The organism is Pseudomonas xanthosomatis, from assembly GCF_019139835.1.
Taxonomy (GTDB): Bacteria; Pseudomonadota; Gammaproteobacteria; order Pseudomonadales; family Pseudomonadaceae; genus Aquipseudomonas; species Aquipseudomonas fakonensis.
On the sequence record NZ_CP077075.1, the window covers coordinates 2,470,944 to 2,493,325 of the forward strand.

The 22,382-nt window shown below is 64.9% G+C and carries 17 protein-coding genes; 8 read left to right on the plus strand and 9 right to left on the minus strand.

Annotated elements, in window-relative coordinates:
* Positions 1-7: 7 nt before the first annotated feature.
* A complete protein-coding gene (locus tag KSS93_RS10995; protein WP_217888295.1) occupies positions 8-3,817 on the plus strand; it encodes an RHS repeat domain-containing protein in 3,810 nt (1,269 codons plus the stop codon).
* 598 nt (positions 3,818-4,415) lie between these two features.
* Here the strand turns inward: KSS93_RS10995 and KSS93_RS11000 are convergent.
* The 8 genes from KSS93_RS11000 to KSS93_RS11035 form a co-directional block, all read right to left on the minus strand.
* Positions 4,416-5,501 (minus strand): fimbrial protein, encoded by a 1,086-nt coding sequence (locus KSS93_RS11000; protein WP_217888296.1) that lies wholly within the window; start codon positions 5,499-5,501, stop codon positions 4,416-4,418.
* A 140-nt stretch (positions 5,502-5,641) separates the two neighbouring features.
* Positions 5,642-8,131, minus strand: a complete 2,490-nt coding sequence (locus KSS93_RS11005; protein WP_217888297.1) for a fimbria/pilus outer membrane usher protein — start codon at positions 8,129-8,131, stop codon at positions 5,642-5,644.
* 31 nt (positions 8,132-8,162) lie between these two features.
* Positions 8,163-8,915 (minus strand): fimbrial biogenesis chaperone, encoded by a 753-nt coding sequence (locus KSS93_RS11010; protein WP_217888298.1) that lies wholly within the window; start codon positions 8,913-8,915, stop codon positions 8,163-8,165.
* A 61-nt stretch (positions 8,916-8,976) separates the two neighbouring features.
* A complete protein-coding gene (locus KSS93_RS11015; protein WP_217888299.1) occupies positions 8,977-9,519 on the minus strand; it encodes a fimbrial protein in 543 nt (180 codons plus the stop codon).
* Positions 9,520-9,878: 359 nt separating this feature from the next.
* The gene (locus tag KSS93_RS11020; protein ID WP_217888300.1) at positions 9,879-10,289 is read right to left on the minus strand and encodes a PA2817 family protein; all 411 of its coding nucleotides are present in this window, start codon (positions 10,287-10,289) and stop codon (positions 9,879-9,881) included.
* Between the two features lie 319 nt (positions 10,290-10,608).
* Complete coding sequence (locus KSS93_RS11025; RefSeq protein ID WP_217888301.1) at positions 10,609-13,056, minus strand: acyl-CoA dehydrogenase; 2,448 nt, start codon at positions 13,054-13,056, stop codon at positions 10,609-10,611.
* 308 nt (positions 13,057-13,364) lie between these two features.
* Entirely contained in the window at positions 13,365-13,628 is a 264-nt protein-coding gene (locus tag KSS93_RS11030; protein WP_217888302.1) for a DUF3077 domain-containing protein, read from the minus strand.
* Positions 13,625-13,852 (minus strand): hypothetical protein, encoded by a 228-nt coding sequence (locus KSS93_RS11035; protein WP_217888303.1) that lies wholly within the window; start codon positions 13,850-13,852, stop codon positions 13,625-13,627. The genes KSS93_RS11030 and KSS93_RS11035 overlap by 4 nt, the downstream gene beginning before the upstream one ends.
* A gap of 799 nt (positions 13,853-14,651) precedes the next feature.
* Here KSS93_RS11035 and KSS93_RS11040 point away from each other — a divergent pair.
* The 3 genes from KSS93_RS11040 (at position 14,652) to KSS93_RS11050 (ending at position 17,126) form a co-directional block, all read left to right on the plus strand.
* Entirely contained in the window at positions 14,652-15,275 is a 624-nt protein-coding gene (locus KSS93_RS11040; protein ID WP_217888304.1) for a glutathione S-transferase, read from the plus strand.
* A gap of 142 nt (positions 15,276-15,417) precedes the next feature.
* A complete protein-coding gene (locus tag KSS93_RS11045; RefSeq protein ID WP_217888305.1) occupies positions 15,418-16,350 on the plus strand; it encodes an ABC transporter ATP-binding protein in 933 nt (310 codons plus the stop codon).
* Positions 16,347-17,126, plus strand: a complete 780-nt coding sequence (locus KSS93_RS11050; RefSeq protein WP_217842419.1) for an ABC transporter permease — start codon at positions 16,347-16,349, stop codon at positions 17,124-17,126. The genes KSS93_RS11045 and KSS93_RS11050 overlap by 4 nt, the downstream gene beginning before the upstream one ends.
* On the opposite strand, the gene KSS93_RS11055 is transcribed toward KSS93_RS11050, so the two are convergent.
* On the minus strand, positions 17,010-17,648 hold the full coding sequence (locus KSS93_RS11055) for a DUF2062 domain-containing protein (RefSeq protein WP_217888306.1): 639 nt from the start codon (positions 17,646-17,648) through the stop codon (positions 17,010-17,012). The genes KSS93_RS11050 and KSS93_RS11055 overlap by 117 nt on opposite strands.
* A 143-nt stretch (positions 17,649-17,791) precedes the next feature.
* Between KSS93_RS11055 and KSS93_RS11060 the strand changes: the two genes are divergently transcribed.
* The 4 genes from KSS93_RS11060 (at position 17,792) to lpxK (ending at position 22,378) form a co-directional block, all read left to right on the plus strand.
* The gene (locus tag KSS93_RS11060; RefSeq protein WP_217888307.1) at positions 17,792-20,005 is read left to right on the plus strand and encodes a DNA internalization-related competence protein ComEC/Rec2; all 2,214 of its coding nucleotides are present in this window, start codon (positions 17,792-17,794) and stop codon (positions 20,003-20,005) included.
* Between the two features lie 302 nt (positions 20,006-20,307).
* Positions 20,308-20,943 carry a MotA/TolQ/ExbB proton channel family protein gene (locus tag KSS93_RS11065; RefSeq protein WP_028690976.1) on the plus strand — a complete coding sequence of 212 codons (636 nt, stop codon included), beginning with the start codon at positions 20,308-20,310 and terminating at the stop codon, positions 20,941-20,943.
* Positions 20,940-21,374 carry an ExbD/TolR family protein gene (locus tag KSS93_RS11070; protein ID WP_217888308.1) on the plus strand — a complete coding sequence of 145 codons (435 nt, stop codon included), beginning with the start codon at positions 20,940-20,942 and terminating at the stop codon, positions 21,372-21,374. Before KSS93_RS11065 ends, KSS93_RS11070 begins: the two co-directional genes overlap by 4 nt.
* On the plus strand, positions 21,374-22,378 hold the full coding sequence (lpxK, locus tag KSS93_RS11075) for a tetraacyldisaccharide 4'-kinase (RefSeq protein WP_217888309.1): 1,005 nt from the start codon (positions 21,374-21,376) through the stop codon (positions 22,376-22,378). The genes KSS93_RS11070 and lpxK overlap by 1 nt, the downstream gene beginning before the upstream one ends.
* Positions 22,379-22,382 lie beyond the last annotated feature (4 nt).

The following is a 22,382-nucleotide window of genomic DNA, read 5'->3' on the forward strand; positions in this document are numbered from 1 at the left end:
GTATTCCATGTCTACCTCTACCTCTGTACATTCCAACGCCTTCAACTTTTCATCCTACGTTGAAAGTGGCGTTGACCCGCGCACCGGCCAATACACGGTGGCGATCAAACTGCCCGAACTCAAGGGCAATGACCTGCAGGGCCCGGATTTCGACCTCGCCCTGTTCTACAGCCCGCTGAACACCCAGGACTCGGGTTATGGCAAGGGCTGGAACCTGCAACTGAGCCAGGTGAGCAAGCGCAACCAGGTGGTGACGCTGGGCAGTGGTGAAAGCTACAAAATCACCGGCGAGCCGGCCGGCCCGGATGCGCCGCTGCAAATGCGCGAGCAGAAGCTCAGGCAGTTTGAGCTTTACCGTGAGCCCCCGGGGCCGGGTGGTGCAGAACGCTACCGCGTGGTGCACCGCTCGGGGCGGGTGGAAGTGCTGCAAATGATGGGCAGCGGGCTTGCCGAAGTTGCCTTGCCGATCGAACTGCACTCACCCTTGGGCCACGTCTTGTACCTGCAGTACGAGCTGTTCGGCGCAGGCCACATGCGCCTGGGCTCGGTACGCGATGCCAGTGACACGCTGCTGACCCTGGTGCGCCAAGGCAGCCGCGTGGAGCTGCTGTGCTACCCCTACGGCGGCGCCGATGGCGGGCCGCTGGCCCGTTATGCGATGACCTTGAGCCAGGCCGACAACCGGGTCAGCGAGATCATCCTGCCCACCGCCAACCAGGCCCGCTGGAGCTTCATCTACCGTGAGGTGCGCGGGGTGTTGTGTGTGAGCGAGGTACACACCCCTTACGGCGGCCACGAAACCCTGCGCTACGAGGACGCCGGGCATGCCTTCCCGGTGAGTGCCCAGCGCCCCAACCTGCCACGGGTCACCTACCATGAGACTGCGCCTGGTTTCAAACAGCCGGCGACCGTGGTGACCTACGATTACCCGGGCCCGCAGAATTTTCTGGGTGGCGGCAGCACACTTGCATGGGACGACGGCGGCCTCGACAACCTGTATCAGGTGGCCAAGGGTTACCAATATCAGTCGACCGAAACGGTCATGCTCGGCGGGCAGGCGGCCCGCACCATCACCCGCACGTTCAACCGCTTCCACCTGCTGACCGAGCAGCGCACGGTCCAGGGTGACAATGTGCAGCAGGCCATCACCCGCTACGGTGACGTCGATGCCGATTTCGCCCAGCAGCCGCCGCAGTTTCAGTTGCCGGTGTTGGAGCTCACGCGCTGGTCGCTTGCCAGTGACGATACCCGGCGCCGCGAAGAGAAGGTCGAAAGCAGTTACGACAACCACGGCAACCTGCTGACACGCTTGCAGGCCAACGGGGTGCTGGAGACTCAGGTGTGGTACACGGCGGTCGAGGATGGCTACCCTGGGGATGGCTCGGGGTTTGTCCGCTACCTCAAGTCGAGGACCGTCACACCCGCCACCGGCGGCCAGGGCGTCGCCCCGACCCTGAGCCAGCGCTACCGGTACACGGCGCTGGCGCCGCAGGGCAGCTACCTCGAAACGCCCTGGCTGGCGGTCGAAAGCGAAACACTGGTGGATGCTGGCAACGGTGATGCGTTGCTTGAGCAAACCCTCAATACCTACGAACCGTCGCAGGAGCCCTGGCGCTATGGGCGCCTGCTCGAGCAGGCCGTGTGGTACCCAGGGAGCACGCCCGACAAGCCCCTGGGCAGCGTCACGCTTCACAGCTACAGCAAACCGCAAGGCCTGGGCGTGCTGCAGGTCGAGCAGACCCTGACCGGCTACGCAGGCGAAAAAGTTGGCCAGTCCAAGCTCATCACCCTGCAGCACGACCTGCAAAGCGGCGAGCCGCGGCTCAACCGCGACGACAACAATGTCGAGATTCGCTATGAATACGACGCCCTGCGCCGGGTGACCCGTGAAACAGTAGCGCCGGGCACCAAATATGAGGCCTTCCGTCACTACCGTTATTTCCTCTGCGCCTACGATAACGAGCAGGCCCAGCAGTGGGCCTACGACGTCAAGCAGGTGGAAACCCACACCTTGTTCGACGGGCTCAGCCGAGCGGTATTCGAAGAGCGCGAGGACACCGACAGCAATACCTTTGCCGGCGCGTCCCGGCCGATCTACCGGGCGCTTTACGACGAACTCGGGCAGCTGCGCGAGGAAACCGAGATCGACTGGCTGGGTGACCAGTTGCTGGAACTGACCAGCCGGTACCAGTATGACAATTGGGGGGCACAGTACAGCGTCACCGGCCCCGATGGCGTCACCCATGTCGAGTACACCGATCACGTGGCCTCCACCGCAGGCCCGGTGCAGTTCAGCTGGCGTGATCGCGAAGACCACGCCGACGGCCAGGGGCAACGCATCAAGCTGGGCGGTACCACGCGAACCGACCTCAACCTGTTCGAGCAACCCGCCCGCATCGAGCGCTTCGACCTGCTGGGGCGCAGCATCAGCTTGCAGGTCAATGCTTACGACGGCCTGGGGCGCATCTATAGCGAAACCCGCGGCACCGGTACGTCTGCGCGGGTGGAAACCTTCGTTCACGATGCCTTCGACCGGCAGGTCGAACAGCAGTTGGCCGACAGGAACAGCCGGGTCTACCGCACCTATGCCGGGCATAGCCGTGACGACCTGCCGGTGAGCATCCGCGTTGGCAACACGTTTGCCAACGCCAAATTGCTGGGGGAGCAGACCTTCGACGGGCTGGGCCGGCGCACCAGCGCCACCACCGGTGGGCGGGTGCAGCGTTTCGAGTACGAAGACGGCATGCGCCAGCCGCAGTTTTTTGTCGCCGCCGATGGCACCCGGGTACAGTACACCTACACCCCTGCGCTGGGTGAGGAGCCTTCCTACAGGTTGCTGGCAGGTACCGCAGCGAACTTTACGCACGACCTGCACAACGCCAGGTTGATGCACTGCGACGAACCTGGGCAGGCGGTCGACCGCACCTATTTCAGCCACGGTGACATCAAGACCGAGACGCGCACCCTGGAGGGTGAGCCGAATTCGTTCGAGATGCTCTATGACTACAGCTTCCGTAGCCGACTACGCAGTTATGTCGATGTGCAGGGCCAAACTCAGCAGTACGAATACGACCCCGAGGGCCGCCTTGCGCAGACGACCCTGCATGCTGCGTCGGGCCGTGGCTTGCGGCGTACACAGGAAGAAGCAGGGCTGTTGCTGAAAGCGGACTTCTACTATGACAAGTTAAGCCGCCTGGAGAGCACCACCACCCGGGATCTTGAAAGCGGGCGGCAGCTGACCACTTCGCTCAAGTACGATGAGTTCGACCGGGAGACATTGCGCACCTTCGACTTCGGCGACACCGTGCAGACCCTTGAGCAGGGCTATGACCAGTTCGACTGCCTGGAGTACCGCACCTTGAAAGAACGCCCGAAGGGGGCTGACGAGGAGGATGCCGAACTGTTGCGCCATGAAAACTACTATTACGACCTGCGTGGCCGCTTGGTGCGTTACACCTGTGAAGGCCCGTTGGCACCCGTGGACCCTTCGGGCATGGTCATTGCCAGGCAGGATTTCGGCATCGATCCGCTGGACAACATCACCACGGTGATGACCCGGGACCCGGCCGGGCAGTCACGGGTTACGCGGTACGAATTCAGGAACCTGGACCCGGTGCAACTGAGCAGGATCGTCAGCCCGCCTGACCCCGCCATCGACCTGCATTACGACCTCAATGGCAACCTGGTCAGTGACGAGCAGGGGCGGGTACTGCGCTACGACGGGCTCAACCGCCTGCTCAGCGTCGATACGCCTGCGGGCGAGCACTGCAGCTACCAGTACGACCCCGAGAACATCCTGTCGGGTACCACGCAGTAGACGGCCTGGTGGATGGCGCCGGCTGCGCCGGTGTTCGCGGTGGTCCGGCACTCCGGCAAGCCCGCTCCCACAGGGGGCGGGCCAGCTTCTAAAAAATGAGCAAGACAGTTGCTCCCACAGGACTGTGCAAAACCCGGCTCCTGCGCCGTACCTGTAGGAGATCACCCAGCCCTGCGGGCTGCGCTGTCGCGCAAAGAACTAGTCTCGCAGATGTACCGCGGCCCCTGTGGGAAGCGGCCTTGTGTCGCGATGGGCTGCGCAGCAGCCCCGGCAATTTTGCATGAGGCTGAGGCCTTGGGGCCGCTTCGCGCCCCATCTCGACCGGACGGCGCCCCGGCAAGGCCGCTTCCCACAGGGACCGTGTTAAATCAATGAGTTGTAGTTTGCTCTATGAGAGCCGGCCGGCGATGAGGCCGGGCCGGTTCAGGCAGCACAAGACAGAATCTCCCACAGCTGTCGGGGCGCGCTTGCGGCCTTGGTTCTCTGCGCGACAGCGCAGCCCGCAAGGGCTGGTTGATTTGCTGCCGGGAAAACCTGGAACCGACGCCCCCGCTGCAGTCGCCGCCAAAAGGGAACAGCTTGTTTGCGAGACAGGGCACTAGCGGTAGCGCAAGGTGAAGTTGAGCGCGCCCTTGGCATTACCGGCGCGCACAGCCGTGCTGGGCTCGACCTGATAGAAACGGGCCTGGAAGTTCAGGGTCATGTCACCGTCCTGCAGCGGCTGCAGCGGCACCTCCAGGTTCAAAGGCATGGGGTTGCCGTTGTAGAGCATCTGGATGCCCAGGCCGCGAGCCTCGGAGTCGTGGGTCAGGCTGAATACATGGGCGCCGGGGGGGCCGATGGGCGCCGAGCCGTCGATACCTTCGAGCTCCAGGGTGGCGTGGCTCTGGTTGCCCGGGTCGACCTGGCAGTTGCTCAGGCGGATGTGAAAGGGCACTGCAGGGGTGGTGAAACCTGCATGGGTGAAGTCGTCGACGCTCCATTCGCCCAGTTGCACCGGGTTGGCGCTGACCGGGTCACCGACCAGGCTGCACTGGCTCTGGACCACCATTGCCTTCAGGGTGAAATCCACCACCTGGCCCATGCCGGCCCAATCCAGGTGGCCGGTGAACAGCTGGCCGTCCACGTAGTGGATGCCCGGTGCCAGGTCGCCGGTCTTCACCAGAGTGACCAAGTTGCGCAGGCCCAGCAGTTTCGGGCCAGAAAGCCCAACCTTGTCGTGGTAGGCCGTGAAGGGGATGTACGGTGGGTTGCTGCCGATCGGAATCCATTCGCTGGCAGAGCCTTTGAACGGGTAGTCCAACTTCACCATCACGCTGATCCCCGGTACGTTGGTCTTGATCAGCGGGCCGCTCGCGCTGTGCCTGTTGGCGAGGGGCATAGGCATTGCGATGCCGTGGGTTGGCCTGAAGTCGAAGTTGATCCGGTCGCCGTAGGCTTCGCAGTCGAGGGTGAGGTTGTTCCGGTCGGTCGTATTTTGCATCAGGTCGGGGGTCCCGATCACTGTGCCGAGCACCGCATCGCGGGCTACGTACAGGGTGCCCATGTCGCGCACGTAGACCTTCTGTTGCGCCCCAGCCAGGGGCGCGAGATTGCAGAACGTGGTGCTGGCCATGGCCTGGCTGGCTGGCCACGCAAGGCCGGCCAGCAGGGCGTGGCACAGGGTGGTCTTGATCGCTTTCATGTTGTGTTTCCCTGTGCGGCGTAGGCCGCATGTATTCAGTGGGCCAGTATCCTGTCTCGCAAATGCGTTCTCGAGTGGCAACGCAGGCCGGGCGCCGAGGGCACTGTCAAAAGTGAACCGCGTGTTTGCCAGGCAGAACACTAGAGGCAGGCCTGGGTGTGCAGCCGGTAACCGTCAAGCAGGGCGATGGCTTTGGGTTCCACGGTCAACTCGCAGCGGTTGTCGGCCTGTTCACCCCAACTGACGTGCAACTGCTGGGGTTGGTCGTGGGTGGCCAACAGCACCTGGCCGGCCTGGCCGACCATGCCCAGAGCCACGCCTTGGCTGTCTTGCACCTGGGCGCCGAACGGCAGTGGCCGGCCTTGGGCGTCGTGCAGTGTCAGCACCAGGCGCGAGACGCGGCGGGCTTCGAAGCGCTGCTTGACCACCGCGCCGCGGCGCGGCACCACCTGGGCTGCGCCGTTGTCGATTTCCACATCCAGCCCCAGGCGGTCGGTGTTCAGCTCCAGCGCGTTGCGCCGGTAGGGCTGCAACGAGGGGACGATGGCAAAACCGCGCTCGTTGGTACGGGTACCGGCCGCGTTGAGCAAGCCCACGCCCGGGACTTCGGGCACTTCGATCAACCCGGCGGTATCGCCCAGGTAAGGCCCGAAGGTGAACCCGTCGGCGTGCGCCAGCAGGGCGCCGCTGGCACTGAGCGACAGGCTGCGGTAAGCACTGGCCTGGCTCAGGCCGCCGCTCAACGAGGCATACGGCCCCTGGTAGCCGAGTGCCAGTGCAGCGGCCGTGTTGCGCTGGTGGTCCTGGCTCAGGCTGGCGTTGTAGCTCAGCGTTTCGCTGCTGCTGCCGCTAAGCGAGGTGCGCAGGCTGTGGCCCTGATCGCTGTCACGCAGGTCGAAGCTTGCGCGCGAGCTGCGGCCGATGTTCAGGGGCAGGGTCAGGCCGAGCCCGAACTGACGGTCGCTGCCGCGGTTGCCGGCCAGCGACTGCGAAGCGAACAGGTTGTAGCTGACGCCGCGGTGCTGGGTGCTGAAATTGAGCTGGTACTGGCGCTGAGGGGTTACCCGCTGCCAATAGTCCTGTTGTGACAGGGTCAGGGTCAGCGAGCTGTTGTTGTACAGCCGCTGGTGCAGCGAGGCCTCCAGGCGGCTGCGGCGGCTGCCGTGGAAACTGCCATCGTGGCTGTGTTGGCGCACGGCTTCGTCGAAGTCCCGGTAGCCGGGGGTGGAATAGCGGTAGCCGGCGAAGCGCAAGTTGGTCTGGGTATCGAAGGTTTTGCCGTAGCGCAGCGCGTAGCTCATGCCCTGGACGTCGCCCTGATGCTCCAGCTGGGTGGCCGAGCGTGTGGCGTCGATGGCCAGGGCGCCGATGCTGCCCAGGTCCTTGCTGATACCCAGGGCGCCGGCGCGGTAGTAATCGCTGGCCATGAGCCCGCCGTAGAGCGTGGTATTCCAGTGCGTGCCCATGGCCAGGGTACCCTGCCATAGCAGCGGCGTTTGCTGGGCACTGGCCGGGTTGTAGCGCCCCACGGTTGCGCTGTAGCGCCACACGCCCTGGCGCAACTGGTTGGCCAATGTGGCGTAGGGCTGCAGGTAGCGCTGCACCTGGCCGTCGTCCTCGGTAAGCACCACTTCCAGCTCGCCACTGCCGGCGGTGCTCAGGTCATCGATGGCGTAGGGGCCCTGGCTCACATAGGTGGAGTAGATCGGGTAGCCGTTCTGCCAGACTTCCAGTTTCGAGCGGCTGCGCGCCACGCCACGGATGACCGGGGCGTAGCCTTGCTGCGCGTCAGGCAGCATCGACAAGTCCGAGGCGATGCGCAGGCCGTAGACCGGGACGCCGCGAAAAACATCACTGTCGGTGAAGGTCTCACCCAGGGTCAGGTTGGCGCGGGTACCGGGCAGGTCACGCTGGGCGTAGGTCTGGCCCCGGGTCCATTCAGTACCCATCTGGTCATCATAGCGCCACGACTGCGAGCTGCGCAGCCGCCACGGGCCCAGGTTGATGCCGCTGTTCAGGTACAGGTCGTGGCTGGCGTAGCGCCCCCGGTAGCGGCTCTGGCCCTGCAGGGTGGAGGCCTGGTAGTTGATGAAGGCGGCATTGATGCCGCTGTCCCAGTGCTGCGGGTCGATGTGCCCGGCGACTTCGCGGCGCAGGGCGATCTGCGGGATGGAAATGCTCAACAGCAGTTCACCGGGCGCAAAGGCCAGCTGTGCTCCGGGTACCGCCCCTGCCAGGTCCAGGCAGCTGGCTTGTGCGGCTTCGTTGTTCGCCAGTGCCGCAAGCCGCAGCCCCCATTCTGCCAACAGTGCTGCGGGCAGGCACGGTTGCAGTTCGCCGTCGTCTGCGGCGCTGAAGTCGAGAGTGTGCAGCCCGACGCTCTGCAGGTTGACCTGAACCTGCACCCGGTATGTGCCGGCGGGCAGTGGCCGGCCTGCAGCGAGTGTTTCCAGTGCCCAGGCGCCGGTATCGGCAGCCTGCCCAGGCATCTGGCGCAGGAAACCGCTCAGGAATTCGGGCTCGGCCTGGCTGGGCGAGATACCTGCCAGCGCGGTAATACCGACGAGCAGGCACGGCAGTACAGGGCGTCGGCTGCTTTCGGCACGCCAACGCCGCAAAGAAATATGCATGTGCGTGAGTCCTTGCTGTGCGTGCGCAGGCCTAGCGCGCCAGGCTGACTGGCAGGGTCAAGGGTTCGCTGGAGCCGCCGAAGTCGTTGATGATCGAGAACCGCACCTGCATACCGTCGGCAGGCTTGATGCCGGGTGCCGGGTAAACCTGGCGGGCGAACGGGGCGACCATCTCCAGCGCTTTCAGCGCAACGGGTTGCCCGGTACCTGAGACTTCCATGCGGCTGAAGGTGAAGTGGTACGGGGTCGGGTTGTGAACCTGCAGTTGCGCCTGGCCGTTGTTGTCGTGCAGGGAAAACTCAAGTTGCTTGAGTTGCCCGGAGGGTGTGCCGGTTATCGACTGCGGGCGATAGAACAACTTGATGCGGGTGCGCAGGGCAATGTTCAGAGTATTGCCGGCCTCTGGGCTGGCCTGGGGAATTTCCTGGGCATTGAAAAAGAACAACGACTCACGGTCGTTCGGCAACGCGTTGGGCAAGTGGTTTATCTGAACCTGTTGTTCCTTGCCTGGGCTCAGGCGAAACAATTGCGGGACCACCAGAAAGGGCACCGCGACTGCGGCCGTGTCATCGGCGGTATTGACCCAGGCCTGCACGGCGTAGGGTTGCTGGCTGGGGTTGCGGATAATGATCGAGGCGCTGGTCTTGTCGCTATCGAGGACAATCCGCGTGCTGCTCATGGTCAGGGCGGCGTGGCTGGCAGTGAAGGGCAAGGCAAGCAGCAGGGCCAGGCAGTGTTTGAAGCTGGCGCGTGGCTGATTGGCCGGTGGGTGAGTGCCGAACATGGGGGGCTCCAGAATCCGGGCGCGGTTGTGCGCCCGGATGCTTCAATGGGTCATCTGGGGGTTACTGGATGGCCACGGTGAAGCCGACATCGGCGTTGGCGGCACCGGCGGTGACCGTTGCGGCGGTCGAGCGATAGGTGGCCGAGAAGCGCAGGCGGGTTTCGCCGGTGTCATTCAGGTCGAAGTCGTTGGAGTCGGCGCCGGGGTTGAGGATGTTGCCCTGGGTGTCGCGCAGGGCGATGGCCACGCCACGGGCGCCATCGGTGGTGGGGGTGACGGCAAAGTAGTCACCCGAGGCATCGGCGTCACCGGTGAAGGTCACGGTCGCGGTGTTGTTGGCGAAGCCGCAGGCAGCGCCATCTTTGACCACCAGTTCGAATCGAGTTTGGTTGTACTCCTGGCCGATGCCGGTGAAGGTGGCTGCAGCCACTTCGCCCATCGGCACGGCGCTGCCGACGCCACCGCCTGGCGGGCTGATTTCGATCGGGCAGGTGGCCGCGGTAATCTTGCCCTGGAAGTTGATAGTGCCCGAATTGGCAAAGGCGGAAGTACCGGCAATAGCGAACGTAAGGCCGGCCGACAGGGCAAGCAGAGACTTCTTCATGAGGATGTCCTTTATCTGGGTAGAGGAATTTTTTATGGCGAGGCAGTTGAATATGTTCGGGAAAGTTTAAATTTCGCGACGCGGTAACTGGCTCGGCGGGCATCTTATAAAGAGTGGTTTTTAGCTTGCAATCACTATGTTTGTGTCGGATTTAATATATTTTTATTAAAGTGGGTAAGGTTTGATTTGGGGTGGGTTAATTCTGATTATGTTGAGGGTTAATTGGTCGGTCAGTGGGTTTTAATAGAGGGTGAAAGTTGGTAATTCTGATGGTGTTGTAAGTCAAGGAGGTTGCTGCGGGAGGGGGAAAGCGAGGGGGTAGAAGACGTCCCGCGTGATGACACGGGACGTGTTGCGCGTCAGTGCGTGTTGCCCTGGCCGGGTTGGCTGAGCAGTTGTTTCTGTTGATGCCAGTCGAATGCCTCGCCGTTTTGCTCTGCCTCGTAGCGCAGTTCTTCGAGCTGCTGGTACAGGCCCAGTTCGTCGTCGGGCATGAAGTGCAGGCAGTCGCCACCGAAGAACCACAGCAGGTCGCGCGGCACCAGGTGGGCGATCTGCGGGTAGCGCTGGATCACCTGGCAGATCAGGTCCTGGCCCAGGTACTGGCTTTCGAGCGGGTCTTGCGGCAGCAGGGTCAGCAGTTCATCGAAGCGTTCGAGGAACAGGGCGTGGCTTTCCTCCGGCACCTGCTCGGCCTCGCCCAGCGCGGCCAGGATGGTGCGCAGATGGTGCAGCAGTTGCAGGTGGTATTGCAGGTGGGGGTTGGCCATGGGGTGGTCCTCGGTGGTTCGGAAACAGGCGCGCAGTATACGGCAATCGCTTCAGGCCGGCGCCGTAGCTGTAGGCGATCACCCAGCCCTGCGGGCTGCGCTGTTGCGCAGAGACCTGGGCACGAGCCCGCCGCGGCCCCTGTGGGAGCGGGCTTGCCCGCGAACACCGGCGAAGCCGGTGCCAGACTCCGCGTCGCATGCTTCGCGGGTAAACCCGCTCCCACAGGGTATGTGGCGCGCTTACGAATTCTGTTCTCTGCGCGACAGCGCAGCCCGCGGGGCTGGGTAATCTCCTACAGGGCAGATGCATGCGGCCTGCTCAGCGCACCTTGCCCGGCACCGCCAGCAACTGCTCCTTGTCGAACGCATCCACATCGATCACCCGGCGCCTGGCTTGCTCGGCGGCGTGCAGGCGTTGGCCATCCTCTGGCTGCAGCACGCCGGCCGCCACTGCTGCATCGATCACTGGCTGCCCGGGCTCAGGCTGCACCTTGCCCTCCTTGAGTGCCTTGTGCAGTTGCGCCTGCAACGGCGCCACTTCTTCCAGCAGGTCGCAGGCCCGTTGCAGCGCCGCCACCGGGTCGCCATCGGCCTGCGGGCGGTAGCAGCCGACCAGCAGCTCTTCAAGCGCAGCATCACCCTGGTTGCGGCCAATCAGTTCGGCCACCTCGGCGTCCAGTTCATCGCTGGGCCCGGTATGCCGGCGGCCGAGCGGGAACACCAGCACGCGCAGGGCGCAGCCAATGAAACGGTTGGGGAAGTTGTCCAAAAGCGCGTCCAGGGCCTGCTCGGCCTTGCCCAGGCTTTCTTCCATGGCCCAGCGCAGCAGGGGTTGCAGGTGCTCGGGCGAGCCCTGGTCGTGGTAGCGCTTGAGCGCAGCCGAACCCAGGTACAGGTAGCTCAGCACATCGCCCAGCCGCGCGCTCAGGCGCTCGCGGCGCTTGAGCGCGCCGCCCAGCAGCATCATCGACAGGTCGGCCAGCAGGGCAAAGGCCGCCGCCTGGCGGTTGAGGGCGCGGAAGTAACCCTGGCTCAGGGCATCGCCCGGCACCTTTTCGAAATGCCCCAGGCCCAGCCCCAGCACCAGGGTGCTGGCGGCGTTGCCGGCAGCGAACAGGATGTGCTGCATCAGCAGGTCGTCGAACTCGTGCAGCGCCTGGTCGTGGTCTTCGCGCCCGGCCAGGGCCATTTCGCGCAGCACGAACGGGTGGCAGCGGATGGCGCCCTGGCCGAAGATCATCAGGTTGCGCGAGAGAATGTTGGCGCCCTCGACGGTGATGAAAATCGGCGCGCCCTGCCAGTTGCGCCCCAGGTAGTTGTTCGGGCCCATGATGATGCCCTTGCCGCCGTGCACATCCATGGCGTGCTGGATGCACTCGCGGCCGCGCTCGGTGAGGTGGTACTTGAGGATCGCCGACAGCACCGAGGGTTTTTCACCCAGGTCCACCGCCTTGGCGGTGAGCAGGCGGGCGCTGTCCATCAGCCAGGCGTTGCCGCCAATGCGCGCCAGCGACTCCTGAATGCCTTCGAAGGCGTTCAGCGGCACGTTGAACTGCTCGCGTACCCGGGCGTACTGGCCGGTGACCAGGCTGGTGTACTTGGCAGCACCGGTGCCCACGGCGGGCAGCGAGATCGAGCGGCCCACCGACAGGCAGTTCATCAGCATCATCCAGCCCTTGCCGAGCATGGCTTGGCCGCCGATCAGCATGTCCAGTGGCACGAACACATCCTTGCCGCTGTTCGGGCCGTTCATGAAGGCCGCGCCCAGGGGCAGGTGGCGCTTGCCGATGTCAACGCCGGGGGTGTCGGTAGGGATCAGCGCCAGGCTGATGCCCAGCTCTTCCTCGTCGCCCAGCAGGTGGTCCGGGTCATAGGCCTTGAACGCCAGGCCCAGCAAGGTGGCCACCGGGCCCAGGGTGATGTAGCGCTTTTCCCAGTTCAGGCGCAGGCCGATGACCTCTTCACCCTGCCACTGGCCCTTGCAGACGATGCCGGTGTCAGGCATGGCGCCGGCGTCGGAGCCGGCCAGGGGGCCGGTGAGGGCGAAGCAGGGAATGTCGTCGCCGCGGGCCAGGCGCGGCAGGTAGTGGTTGCGTTGTTCATCGGTGCCGTAATGCAGCAGCAGTTCGGCCGGGCCAAGCGAATTGGGCACCATCACCGTGGAGGCCAGATCGCCGCTGCGGGTGGCCAGCTTCATCGCCACCTGCGAGTGGGCGTAGGCACTGAAGCCTTTGCCGCCGTATTCCTTGGGGATGATCAGGGCGAAGAAACCGTGCTGCTTGATATGCGCCCAGGCTTCGGGCGGCAGGTCGAGGTCCTGGCCGATCTGCCAGTCGCTGACCATGGCGCAGAGCTGTTCGGTTGGGCCGTCGATGAAGGCTTGTTCCTCTTCGCTGAGTTTGGCCGCCGGGTAGCCCAGCAGGGTGTTCCAGTCGGGCCGGCCGCTGAACAGGTGGCCGTCCCACCACACGGTGCCGGCGTCGATGGCCTCGCGCTCGGTTTGCGACATGGGCGGCAGGGTGCGCTGGAACCATTTGAACACCGGCGCGGTGAACAGCGTGCGGCGCTGGGCGTGCAGGGTGACGAAGGCCACCTTGAGGGCGATCACCAGCCAGATCAGCGTCAGCAGCCAGCCTGGGGCGCTGCTGAAAATGCCCATCAGCAAGGTAAAGGCGGCCATCGCGCCAAGGATCTGCAACGGCGGCAGGCGCCGGTGGGTGAGGTAGACAGCACCGAGCAACAGGACCAGCAACCACAACAGCAACATGAGCTTTCCTCCATGGAAACCTGGGGGTGTTCAGCCGAACCCACAGAGCTTAGACGCATTGCCGGGGGGTGGCCTTGTTTGAACACAGACCCGGGGGAGGGGGAGCAAGTTCGATGTTGGCGGGCGCACCGGCCTCAAGATTGGCGCTGGACCTGTGGGAAGCGGCCTTGTGTCGCGATGGGCTGCAAAGCAGCCCCGGCAATTTGGCATGAGTTCGAGATCGAGGGGCCGCTTCGCGCCCCATCGCGACACAAGGCCGCTTCCCACAGGTACAGCGCCGGTTTTAAGATTTTCAATAGGACGGATAATTAACTCGCCGTGACCGGCCGCCTTTTCATCCCCAATTCCATGTCATCGATCAACGCCTTGGCCATGGCGCTGAGAATGCGCGCCGAGCTGCCCGCCAGCACGCTGCCTTCCATTTCGGCCTCGCAGGTGAGGTGGCGAATGCAGCCCAGCAGCACCGACAGCTCGCTGAACGCATCCTCGAACGGCACGCCCGGGCGCACCTGGTACAGCTCCAGGCATTCACTGCGCCCGGCGGTTGTCCAGGTAACAGGCAAGGCGCTCATGGTTGCGCCCCTGGGCGGTAGCGGTTGAGGGCGCTGGCCAGTTCGGCGAGGTAGGTGCTGGCCTGCAGCAGGTTGTCGCGCTCCGGGCCTGGCGCAGCGGCGGCGTGCAGGTCGAGGGTGTCGACCAGGCAGGTGGCCAGGTTGGCTTTTTCGATTTCCAGCTGTGCTTGGGTCAAGTGGGGGGCGGGGATGAAGCGGGGCGGGTCGGGGACCAGTTTTTTCATGGTGGAACTCCTTATGTTTTAACTGGAGTTGCTACCTGATCGTTCTCACAGGATTGGGTGGCAACCGTGCGAGGGGTGAGAACCCGGCCACAAGGAAAACCGGTCAGGACGAACCTGCCCGCGCACGGCTGCCATAGAGCAGAGCGGCTTTCGATGTGGGGCGTCGGGTTCTCACACCCGGTCACCAAATGTGGCGACCGGGTGAAGTTATCCCCGGATGATTTCCCCGACAACGCGGCTGCTTCCGGCAAGCGCGTAGGATAGTTCCGAAGAGTGTTTGGGCTGAAGCATTTGGTTTCAGATTGGGAAATGTCTTACAGGCTTAGGGCCATGCCTTTCGAGGTGGTCGCGTCAGGGCTGACAGGAGCTTGCCGAGGGTTCGCGTCAGGGCCTCCAAGTGCTCGCCACAATCCTTGCAGCGCCTATGAGATCGAGCGCCGCCCGCGCGGCGCTTCGCGGGCAAGCCCGCTCCCACAGTTTATTTCTGGCCAGTTTCTCCTGTGCCGGTACCGGATCGCCCTCGTTTGTACGCCGCGGTTTCAGCGTGGGCATTGCAGCCGCTCCACATGACTCCAGACATGCACCAAGGCAGGCGCCGGTACTTGCACAGGAATAATTGGCCCGAAATAAACTGTGGGAGCGGGCTTGCCCGCGAAGCGCCGCGCGGGCGGCGCTCGATCTGATAGGCGCTGCAAAACCTTCGGCGAACACCTGGCAGCCCTGACGCAAAAACCTTGAAAGAGATAGGGCCCTCACATGGAGTAGACTCTGCACCCTGCACACACTTAAGGACGTCGTCATGCTGAAGATCTGGGGCCGCAAGAACTCGAGCAACGTACGCAAGGCACTGTGGGCCGCCCACGAACTGGGCCTGGACTTCGAGGCCATCGACGCCGGCGGCGCCTTTGGCGTGGTCAACGAGCCGCACTACCGCGCCCTCAACCCCAACGGCCTGGTGCCCATGCTCGAAGACGGTGACCTGACCCTGTGGGAGTCCAACACCATCGTGCGCTACCTGTGCGCCGAGTACGGCAGCGAGCAGGGCTGGTACCTCCAAGACCCGCGCCAGCGCGCCCTGGCCGACAAGTGGATGGACTGGACCACCTCGTCCTTTGCCGCCCCCTTCCGCCCGCTGTTCTGGGGCCTGCTGCGCACCCCCGAAGACCAGCGCGACTGGGTGGCGATCAACGCCGCGCACAAGCAGTGCGCGCAACTGCTGGCCATCGCCGACGAAACCTTGAGCAAACAACCCTACCTGTCCGGTGACCAGATCGGCATGGGCGACATCCCATTGGGCAGCTTCATCTATGCCTGGTTCGAGATGCCCATCGAGCGCCCGGCCATGCACCACCTCCAAGCCTGGTACGAACGCCTCAAGCAACGCCCGGCCTACCAGGCGGCGGTGATGACTGCGCTGACCTGATCGAACACAACGGCTAGCTCGATAGTCATTATCAATACAGGTGACTGTACTTGTGCGGCCATGCCTTGCACCATGGCCGCACTCATTGCGCCAGTGACGTTGCCTGGCGTGTCCCGACCCTTTTTTCGGTACCTGACCCGCTATGAGTTCTGCCCTGTCCATCCGACAGCTGACCAAGACCTACGGCAATGGCTTCCAGGCCCTCAAGGGCATCGACCTGGACGTCGCCGAAGGTGACTTCTTCGCCTTGCTTGGCCCCAACGGCGCCGGCAAGTCCACCACCATCGGCATTTTGTCCACCCTGGTGAACAAGACCAGCGGCACGGTCAACGTGTTCGGCCACGACCTGGACCGCGAGCCTGCGGCGCTCAAGCGCTGCCTGGGCGTGGTGCCCCAGGAGTTCAACTTCAACCAGTTCGAGAAAGTGTTCGACATCGTCGTCACCCAGGCCGGCTACTACGGCATCCCGCCCAAGGTGGCCAAGGCGCGCGCCGAGCAGTACCTGACGCAACTGGGCCTGTGGGACAAGCGTGATGTGCCGTCGCGCGCGTTGTCGGGCGGCATGAAGCGCCGCCTGATGATTGCCCGGGCGTTGATCCACGAGCCGCGGCTGTTGATTCTCGACGAACCGACGGCAGGTGTGGACATCGAGCTGCGCCGTTCGATGTGGAGCTTCTTGACCGAGCTCAACCAGAAAGGCATCACCATCATCCTCACCACCCACTACCTCGAAGAGGCCGAGCAACTGTGCCGCAACATCGGCATCATCGACCACGGCACCATCGTCGAGAACACCAGCATGCGCCAGTTGCTGGGCAAGCTGCATGTGGAGACCTTCGTGCTCGACCTCAAGCAGGACCTGCCGGCCGCTCCGGCGCTGCAGGGCTACCCGTGCCGGCTGATCACCCCGCACACCCTTGAAGTGCAGGTGGACAAGGATATCGGCATCACCGCGCTGTTCGGCCAGCTGGCGCTGAACAACATCGAGGTGCAGAGCCTGCGCAACAAGACCAACCGCCTCGAGGAGCTGTTCGTGAGCCTGGTGGAAAAGAACCTGTCGAAGGTGGCTGTATGAGTATCGAGCTGCGCACCAACTGGGTGGCCCTGAACACCATCGTCTACCGCGAAGTGCGGCGCTTCTTGCGTATCTGGCCGCAGACCCTGCTGCCGCCGGCGATCACCATGGTGCTGTACTTCGTGATCTTCGGGAACCTGATCGGCCGGCAGATTGGCGACATGGGCGGGTTCACCTACATGGAGTACATCGTGCCCGGGCTGATCATGATGTCGGTGATCACCAACTCCTACGGCAACGTGGTGTCGAGCTTCTTTGGCAGCAAGTTCCAGCGCTCCATCGAAGAGCTGATGGTGTCGCCGGTATCGCCTCACACCATCCTCATCGGCTATGTGCTGGGCGGTGTGCTGCGCGGGCTGGCGGTGGGGGTGATCGTGACCTTCCTGTCGCTGTTCTTCACCCACTTGCAGGTGCACCATCTGGGCGTGACCGTGGTCGTGGTGCTGCTGACGGCGACGATTTTCTCGCTGCTGGGCTTCGTCAACGCGGTGTTCGCGCGCAACTTCGACGATATTTCGATTATCCCGACCTTCGTGCTGACGCCTTTGACCTACCTGGGCGGGGTGTTCTATTCCATCACCTTGCTGCCGCCGTTCTGGCAGACCGTGTCGTTGGCCAACCCGGTGCTGCACATGGTCAACTCGTTCCGCTACGGCATTCTAGGGGTGTCGGATATCAGCATTGGCACGGCGATCACCTTCATGCTGGTGGCCACCGCGGTGCTCTACGTGCTGTGCGTGCGCCTGCTGGTCAGCGGCCGCGGCATGCGCGCCTGAGGCCTTTGCAGCACAGCGACACTGGCGCCGGCGCCACTGCCGGCCCACCCACCAGCGCCAGTACAGCTGGGTGGTGAAGTAGGCCAGAACCCCCAGCACCACCCCGCATACCACCGAGCCCAGCAAAAACGGCTGCCACAGCGTGGCCAACTGGTCGGTGACCCAGTCGACGGTGATTTCTTCAGGCAGCGTGCGCGGCGGTACGCCCATCAGCCAGGCGCCGGTCATGTAGGTCACGAAGAACACCGGTGGCATGGTCAGCGGGTTGGTCAGCCACACCAGGCTGACGGCAATTGGCAGGTTGCCGCGCACCGGAATGGCCAGGGCGGCGGCCAGCAGCATTTGCATGGGGATGGGGATGAGCGCGGCGAACAGGCCCACACCCATGGCTCGCGCCACCGAGTGCCGGTTGAGGTGCCAGAGGTTGGGGTCGTGCAGCAGCTTGCCGAAAAAGCGTAACGACTTGTGTTCCCGAATGCTGGTCGGGTCCGGCATGTAGCGTTTGAACAGACGGCGCGGCATGTGGGCTCCCGACGGGCGTTAAGGCGGTCAGTATGCCTTCATTGAAACCCGGCCTTGTTCAGACTTTGTGACAATTGTTGAGCAAGCTTTCCACCAGAATCGGCTAAGCCTCAGGGGGCTTTTTGCTTCTGGAGCTCTAACTCATGCGCACAGGGATGCTTGCGCTGGCGCTCGGGCTGCTCAGCCTGCGCTTTCTACCCGCCTTGCCATCGGTCGGCTGGCTGATCTTCTTACTGTTATTGGCGCTTGTCTGCCTGCGCACACGGCTGTGGCCGCTGGGCTGCTTTGTGCTGGGCGCCTGCTGGGCCTGCTGGTCGGCGCAGCAGGCGCTGGATGGCCGCCTGGCCGCGCAGCTGGACGGCCGCACCTTGTGGCTGGAGGGGCGGGTGACGGGCTTGCCGGCGCGCACCGGGCAGGGGGTGCGCTTCGAGCTTGAACAGCCACTGTCACGCCGGGCTGAACTGGCGCTGCCGCAACGCCTGCAACTGAGCTGGTTCGACGGCCCTGAACTGCGCGCGGGCGAGCGCTGGCGCCTGGCGGTCAACCTGCGTCGGCCCCACGGGCTGCTCAACCCCCATGGGCCGGACCGCGAAGCCTCGCTGCTGGCGCGGCGTATCGGTGCCACCGGCACGGTCAAGGCCGGCGAGCGTGTGGGGACGGTGGCGGTCAGTTGGCGCGACGGCATTCGCCAGCGCTTGCTGGCCACCGATGCCCATGGCCGCGAGGCGGTGCTGGCGGCATTGGTGCTGGGCGATGGCAGTGGCTTGGCGCGGGAGGACTGGAACACCTTGCAGGCCACCGGCACGGTGCACCTGCTGGTGATCTCCGGCCAGCATATCGGCCTGCTGGCGGGGCTGGTCTATGGCCTTGTGGCAGGGCTGGCGCGGGTCGGCCTGTGGCCCGCGCGGATGCCCTGGCTGCCCTGGGCTTGCGGCCTGGCCCTGACGGCGGCGCTGGCCTACGGCTGGCTGGCGGGGTTTGGCGTGCCGGTGCAGCGTGCCTGCCTGATGCTGGCGGTGGTGTTGCTGTGGCGCCTGCGCTTTCGTCACCTGGGCGCTGCTACGCCGCTGCTGATGGCGTTGCTCGGGGTGTTGCTGGTGGAGCCGTTGGCCAGCCTGTTGCCGGGGTTCTGGCTGTCGTTCGGTGCGGTTGCGGTGCTGGCGCTGTGCTTTTCGGCCCGGCTGGGTGCCTGGCGGCCCTGGCAGGCCTGGACCCGGGCGCAGTGGGTGATTGGCGTGGGCCTGCTGCCCTTGCTGCTGGCGTTGGGGTTACCGGTCAGCCTCACGGCGCCGTTGGCCAACCTGCTCGCAGTGCCCTGGCTGAGCCTGGCGGTACTGCCGTTGGCACTGCTGGGTACTGCGCTGTTGCCGCTGCCGTTGGCCGGGGAGGGGCTGTTGTGGCTGGCCGGTTTTTCGCTGGACGGGCTGTTCACTGTGCTGGGCTGGGTAGCGGTGCAGCATCCGCCCTGGATACCCGAGCCCTTGCCGCTGTGGGCCTGGCTGCTGGTGTGCCTGGGCGCATTGCTGGTGCTGTTGCCCGCCGGGGTACCGCTGCGTTTGCCGGGGGCGATGCTGCTGCTGGCGCTGTGGGCGCCGCGCGAGCAGGTGCCCCATGGCCAGGTGCAGGTATGGCAACTGGATGTCGGCCAAGGCCTGGCGGTGCTGCTGCGCACTCGCCAGCACAGCCTGCTGTACGACGCGGGCCCCGCGCAGGGCGACAGCGACCTGGGCGAAAGCGTGGTGCTGCCTACCTTGCGCAAGCTGGGGGTAAAACAGCTGGATCTGCTGCTGATCAGCCATGCCCATGCCGACCATGCCGGCGGCGCCGCTGCCATTCGCCGGGGCTTGCCGGTGCTGCGCGAGCTGGGCGGGGAGGGCACCGGAGGGGCGATTTGCAACAGCGGTGAGCGCTGGCAGTGGGATGGTGTGGCGTTCGAGCTGTGGCACTGGCCGCAGGGGCCATCGAGCAACGAGCGCTCCTGTGTACTGCGGGTGCAGGCGGGCGGCGAGCGATTGCTGTTGGCCGGCGACATGGAGGCTGCTGCCGAGCGGGCCTGGCTTGCGAGTAACGCAGATACCCGCATCGACTGGCTGCAGGCGCCGCACCATGGCAGCCGGTCGTCGTCCACCGAGGCGTTCATCCAGGCCTTGGCGCCGCGCGGGGTGTTGATATCGCGGGGCCGGCACAACAGCTTCGGGCACCCGCATGTGCAGGTGATCGAGCGCTATGGGCGCCATGGGGTGCAGGTGCATGACACGGCGATTGACGGTGCGCTGGGGTTGCGCTTGGGCAGCCAGGGTGGGGTGGTGGGGGAGCGGGCCGGGCGCAGGTTCTGGCGGGGTGGTGGAGGCAGTTGACGATCTGGCAGCGGCCGCGACTCCTGTGGGAAGCGGCCTTGTATCGCGATGGGCCGCAAAGCGGCCCCAGGATCTTTGTCCTATTCGAGAATGCCGGGGCCGCTGCGCGCCCCATCTCGACCGGACGGCGCCCCGGCAAGGCCGCTTCCCACAGGGGCCGCATGGCCATGACGCCTGTGCCGTACCTGTAGGAGCCGGTTTGCCGGCGATAGGGCCCTCAGCAGCATTCCCTGACCTCCGGCAGATGAGCCCCCCGCGCGCCTATGGTAGAGTGGCGGCCTTTTTCCGAGGGGATGCTTACTGTGTGGGAATTGGTCAAGTCTGGTGGCTGGATGATGCTGCCGATCATCCTGAGCTCCATCGCCGCCATGGCGATCGTCGTCGAACGCCTGTGGACCTTGCGCGCCAGCCGCGTCACCCCGCCGCACCTGCTGGGCCAGGTGTGGATGTGGATCAAGGACAAGCAACTCACCAGTGACAAGCTCAAGGCCCTGCGCGCTGATTCGCCGCTGGGCGAGATCCTCGCCGCGGGCCTGGCCAACTCGCGCCATGGCCGCGAAATCATGAAAGAGTGCATCGAGGAGGCCGCCTCGCGGGTCATCCACGAGCTGGAGCGCTACATCAGCACCCTCGGCACCATCGCCGCCATGGCCCCGCTGCTGGGCCTGCTGGGCACGGTGCTGGGCATGATCGACATCTTCAGCGCCTTCATGGGCTCGCAGATGACCGCCAACGCCGCGGTGCTGGCCGGTGGTATTTCCAAGGCCCTGGTCACCACGGCGGCCGGCCTGATGGTCGGTATTCCGGCGGTGTTCTTCCATCGCTTCCTGCTGCGCCGCATCGACGAGCTGGTGGTGGGCATGGAGCAGGAGGCGATCAAGCTGGTGGAAGTGCTGCAGGGCGACCGTGAAGTGGAAGTGGCCGGAGGCAAGGCGTGAAGTTTCGGCGCAACCGTCAGCGCGAGAACGTCGATATCAACCTGGCATCGTTGATCGACGTGGTGTTCGTGCTGCTGCTGTTCTTCGTGGTCACCACCACCTTCACCCGCGAGACACAGCTGCGCGTCGAGCTGCCCGAGGCGTCCAGCGCCACGCCCGGCCAACCTGACGAAGGCAAGCTGGTCGAGATCACCATCAGCGCCGACGGCGTGTACTCGGTGAACAACCACCTGCTGCCCAAGAGCGACCTGGATACCCTCACCGAAGCCATCCAGAAAGAGTCCGGCGGCGACACCAACCTGCCGCTGGCCATCAGCGCCGACGGCAAGACCCCGCACCAGGCGGTGATCACCGCAATGGATGCGGCCGGCAAGCTCGGCTTCAGCAAGCTGCGCATGACCACCGTCGAGGCCGCGCAGGGCAACCCCTGATGGCCTTCGCCGACCGCCTGCTCGCTGCCTGGTACCAGGGCCACCCGGCCCTGGCCCTGCTGCGTCCGCTGGAGGCGCTGTACCGCCGCGTGGTGACGCGCAAGCGCGCGCGCTTCATCAGCGGCGCAAGCGCCAGCTACCGCGCCCCGGTGCCGGTCATCGTGGTGGGCAACATCACCGTCGGTGGCACCGGCAAAACCCCGATGATTCTTTGGCTGATCGAGCATTGCCGCCAGCAGGGGCTCAAGGTGGGGGTGGTCAGCCGCGGTTATGGTGCCAAGCCGCCGCACCACCCCTGGCGTGTCGCCGCCGACCAGCCGGCTGAACAGGCCGGCGACGAACCTTTGCTGATCGTGCAGCGCACCGGCGTGGCACTGATGATCGACCCCGACCGTTCCCGCGCGGTGCAGGCGCTGCTGGCCAGTGATGCGCCGGACCTGATCCTGTGCGACGACGGCATGCAGCACTACCGCCTGGCCCGCGACCTGGAGCTGGTGCTGATTGACGCCGCCCGCGGCCTGGGCAATGGCCGTTGCCTGCCGGCAGGCCCCTTGCGCGAGCCCGCCGAACGCCTGCAGGCGGCTGACGCGGTGCTGTTCAACGGCGCTGCGGCCGACCGCGAGCAGGGCTTTGCCTTCGGCCTGCAGCCCGGCGCGCTGGTCAATCTCAAAACTGGCGAGCGCCGCGCCCTTGACCTGTTTCCTGCTGGCCAGGCCATGCATGCCGTGGCCGGCATCGGCAACCCGCAACGTTTCTTCAACACCCTGCTGGCGCTAGACTGGCAGCCTGTACCGCACCCGTTCGCCGACCATGCGCCCTACAGCCGCGAGGTGCTGTCGTTCAGCCCGCCGCTGCCGCTGGTGATGACCGAGAAGGATGCGGTGAAATGCCGGCCGTTCGCCGGCGATGACTGGTGGTACCTGGCGGTCGATGCGTTGCCGTCAGCGGCCTTCGTCGCCTGGTTCGACGGTCAGCTGCGCCGCCTGCTGCCCGGCCGTTTCTGAGCCT

Excerpts from the sequence above, each read along its gene's own strand:
- KSS93_RS10995 (WP_217888295.1), top strand. The coding sequence starts at position 8 with ATGTCTACCTCTACCTCTGTACATTCCAACGCCTTCAACTTTTCATCC.
- KSS93_RS11000 (WP_217888296.1), bottom strand. The coding sequence starts at position 5,501 with ATGAAAGCGATCAAGACCACCCTGTGCCACGCCCTGCTGGCCGGCCTT.
- KSS93_RS11005 (WP_217888297.1), bottom strand. The coding sequence starts at position 8,131 with ATGCATATTTCTTTGCGGCGTTGGCGTGCCGAAAGCAGCCGACGCCCT.
- KSS93_RS11010 (WP_217888298.1), bottom strand. The coding sequence starts at position 8,915 with ATGTTCGGCACTCACCCACCGGCCAATCAGCCACGCGCCAGCTTCAAA.
- KSS93_RS11015 (WP_217888299.1), bottom strand. The coding sequence starts at position 9,519 with ATGAAGAAGTCTCTGCTTGCCCTGTCGGCCGGCCTTACGTTCGCTATT.
- KSS93_RS11020 (WP_217888300.1), bottom strand. The coding sequence starts at position 10,289 with ATGGCCAACCCCCACCTGCAATACCACCTGCAACTGCTGCACCATCTG.
- KSS93_RS11025 (WP_217888301.1), bottom strand. The coding sequence starts at position 13,056 with ATGTTGCTGTTGTGGTTGCTGGTCCTGTTGCTCGGTGCTGTCTACCTC.
- KSS93_RS11030 (WP_217888302.1), bottom strand. The coding sequence starts at position 13,628 with ATGAGCGCCTTGCCTGTTACCTGGACAACCGCCGGGCGCAGTGAATGC.
- KSS93_RS11035 (WP_217888303.1), bottom strand. The coding sequence starts at position 13,852 with ATGAAAAAACTGGTCCCCGACCCGCCCCGCTTCATCCCCGCCCCCCAC.
- KSS93_RS11040 (WP_217888304.1), top strand. The coding sequence starts at position 14,652 with ATGCTGAAGATCTGGGGCCGCAAGAACTCGAGCAACGTACGCAAGGCA.
- KSS93_RS11045 (WP_217888305.1), top strand. The coding sequence starts at position 15,418 with ATGAGTTCTGCCCTGTCCATCCGACAGCTGACCAAGACCTACGGCAAT.
- KSS93_RS11050 (WP_217842419.1), top strand. The coding sequence starts at position 16,347 with ATGAGTATCGAGCTGCGCACCAACTGGGTGGCCCTGAACACCATCGTC.
- KSS93_RS11055 (WP_217888306.1), bottom strand. The coding sequence starts at position 17,648 with ATGCCGCGCCGTCTGTTCAAACGCTACATGCCGGACCCGACCAGCATT.
- KSS93_RS11060 (WP_217888307.1), top strand. The coding sequence starts at position 17,792 with ATGCGCACAGGGATGCTTGCGCTGGCGCTCGGGCTGCTCAGCCTGCGC.
- lpxK (WP_217888309.1), top strand. The coding sequence starts at position 21,374 with ATGGCCTTCGCCGACCGCCTGCTCGCTGCCTGGTACCAGGGCCACCCG.